Source organism: Asticcacaulis sp., from assembly GCF_027484505.1.
GTDB lineage: Bacteria > Pseudomonadota > Alphaproteobacteria > Caulobacterales > Caulobacteraceae > Asticcacaulis.
Window position 1 is genome coordinate 1 of record NZ_JAIXSV010000217.1, and the last position, 2,732, is coordinate 2,732.

Annotated in this window: 3 protein-coding genes; 2 read left to right on the top strand and 1 reads right to left on the bottom strand. The window is 47.8% G+C overall.

Going from position 1 to position 2,732, the window contains the following annotated elements; translation table 11 throughout:
- The first annotated feature begins 53 nt into the window (after positions 1 to 53).
- Both Q0072_RS12980 and Q0072_RS12985 read left to right on the top strand, forming a co-directional pair.
- Positions 54 to 842, top strand: coding sequence for a hypothetical protein (locus Q0072_RS12980; protein ID WP_298330851.1), 789 nt, complete (start codon positions 54 to 56; stop codon positions 840 to 842).
- A gap of 60 nt (positions 843 to 902) precedes the next feature.
- Positions 903 to 1,619, top strand: coding sequence for a dual specificity protein phosphatase (locus tag Q0072_RS12985; RefSeq protein ID WP_298330854.1), 717 nt, complete (start codon positions 903 to 905; stop codon positions 1,617 to 1,619).
- On the opposite strand, the gene Q0072_RS12990 is transcribed toward Q0072_RS12985, so the two are convergent.
- On the bottom strand, positions 1,616 to 2,732 hold a 1,117-nt coding region (locus tag Q0072_RS12990; protein WP_298330857.1), incomplete at its 5' end, for a hypothetical protein. The two genes, Q0072_RS12985 and Q0072_RS12990, sit on opposite strands and share 4 nt — an antisense overlap.

Consider the following 2,732-nt stretch of genomic DNA (forward strand, 5'->3'; position numbering starts at 1 on the left):
ATTTTTACTTTTTTTTTTTTGGGCTATGAAGAAAAAGAGGAAACTGAGCTAAAATGGACATCAACGATCCAATATTTGGTGAGCAGTTCAGCCGAGAACTTGATGCTGCCTTGTTTCAATCAAAGATGCGGGATATTGTCCAGGATCCGTTCTTTGATCCACCGTCACGACAGCGTCGAGGCTCGCCAGCGTTACACCTTTCGCACGTCAAGCGATATGTTACTGCAGGCCCCTATGTTGTCTATCATACGGTGAGCAGCACCATGACTCAAGTTCAAGTTATGCGGCGAATTGAGGACGCAACACCAAATGATGTTGGCGAGCACGAAGAGCCATTCTTGGAGTTTGTGGATATTAAGAAAGTCTGGTTACCCTGGCAAAAAGACGGTGTTCCAAAACAAAACTGCATGCACGGCAACACCAGCTCTGTCCTAATTGAATTAAACGAAGGAACCGTGGTGTTTGTGGGCCGACACATTTTCTCCTTTCGCCTGGTGACAAACGACCAGATTGACGAGTTTTTTTCCTTTTTCGACGACCGTGGCGCACAGCCGCTCATTCGCAGTCTTGGCTACGTTTATTTTTTGAACCCAGTGTTGGTCAACAAGCAAGACTGGAAGATCAAGATGACCAAGCGCGCATGGCTCGAACCTTATTTGTTTCATTTGCAAGATGGAGGAACCCCGCGCACAGTCATCACCAATGACTTTTGGGAACAAGCCCACGACTTTCGCAATGTGCTTGATTTGAACAAGGCAAAGTACGAACCCGTGCGGCAGTTTTTGTTTCCAGATCAAAATGTCATTCCTCTTTATTTGAAAAAAGTGGAAAAGTATGAATGATTAAGAGAATAAAAAATTTTTTATTGGAATAGCACAAAGAAAACCCCCGACAAAAAAAGAATGTCCGAGTTCGTGAATGTGTCGCTGATGAAAGGTTCGTCATTAGTAGACACGCGTGTCGAAATCAACGATTTGCGCGACTTTTTAATCAACGAACAAAATGTGCCGAAAGATGTGGTTGACCATGTGCTGAACAACAACAAATTACGCGAGCTGTGCTACTATCAAAGCGACGGAAACATTTGTCGCTTGTATATCGGCGCGGAACATCCGGACACCATACGTCGCTCCGTGTTGCCGCCCGCGCGTATTATGCCCTACTTGTATGTGGGCGACATGGAGTATGCCAGCAACGACGCTTGGCGAGCCAAGCATAAAATAACCCACGTCATTCACGCCACGGCCACCTGCATCTGCGCCCCGAATTTCGAACAGCGCGATCTTGTTGAGCATCTTGACGACAGGAATTTGCGGGTGCGGTTGTACGACTGCGCCCCCATGGATGGCGCTGTTCGCCAGACTTTCCAGCCAGTTATCGATTTTATCGACAAGGCGCGGGCCGAGACGCCCGACGCACGCATACTGGTGCACTGCATGGCCGGCGTGTCTCGGTCAGCAACCCTGGTGCTGGCCTATCTGATTGCCCGCGAACACATGACGTTGCGCCAGGCCGTCTCGCATGTGTTTCACAAGCGGCCGATCATCAGTCCGATGTGGCTTTACATGAAAGTGCTTTTCGAATTGGAGCAAGGCAGAATTGTGCCACTTCATTTTTAAATTGCATGTGGAATGTTGAAACGCTCAATAGTTTGTTTTCTTTTCAGTTTTTCGGATTCGGTCATTGCACAAGTTTCTGACAAGACGTTGTTTGCGACCATAGTTTTCCACCCCTCACACGCCTGAATGTTAAACAGCTGCACTGGCCGATGAAGCAAAACCCGAAATCCCCCTTCCATCATGTTTGCCTCTGCCCATTTGTTGTGCAGCGAATGGTAAACGAGATGGTAAGGGCTAACAAACAGTGTTTTGTCCTGCAAGTGATGCAAAGTAAATGGCGGGAACTCCACAACCTTCCAAGACAAACAAGTTATAATCGATTGTACAGTAATGTGTTTTGCGCACGAATGCGAAGTGGCCAATTTCATGCCGGGTCTCACGTTCTCAATGGCAATACTTTTTCCATCTGCCGTCAGTAACCTGGTACCAGCTGCAAAACAGACAACCGCTTCAGGAATAGTGATAACGGGGGGAGTATCGTCCTCGCCGGCGATAATGGTAGGAGCTGTGAGACCAGTGCTTGTGCCTGTCGTGTATCCTGACATGAACGATGCAAGGTTTGTAAGTTTTGGAAACCCAGCAGTTGTTGTCCAATACGTGGTTGCACCAGTGCCGATCAGAGCTGCTGTTGTGATTGAGGCTGTGTTTGATATTGTGCCCGAAACACCTGCTGCCCCTGATGCAAAAGTAGTACCAGAAGGTGCAAAACAATCAATCAAAGTCAGAGGAACAGTGCCTGTGCCATTTACAAATGTGTTTACGCCAGCCCCCACGATGCCACAACGAGTCAAGGTCATGGCCGTGGCCCCGGTCTGGAATGGCTCCGACACACCATCTAAAAATACCGTGCTGCCAGCTTTGGTGGAATTAATGTAACAATCCCGGAAGGTGAAAACAGATTGAATTCGAGGGGAGCTGAAAAAGCGACCCAAAGAAGTGGTTCCTGTTGGATTGCACACAAAATAACATTCCGATACATTGAAAGGCGTTGTGCTGGTTACGTATCCAAACATTCCAATCAATGTAGCGCTCGATCCGCCGGAAAAGGACGCGTAACATTTCGAAACAGAGACTGTGCCTCCAGTGATACTGTATATAAACCATGTGTCGCCA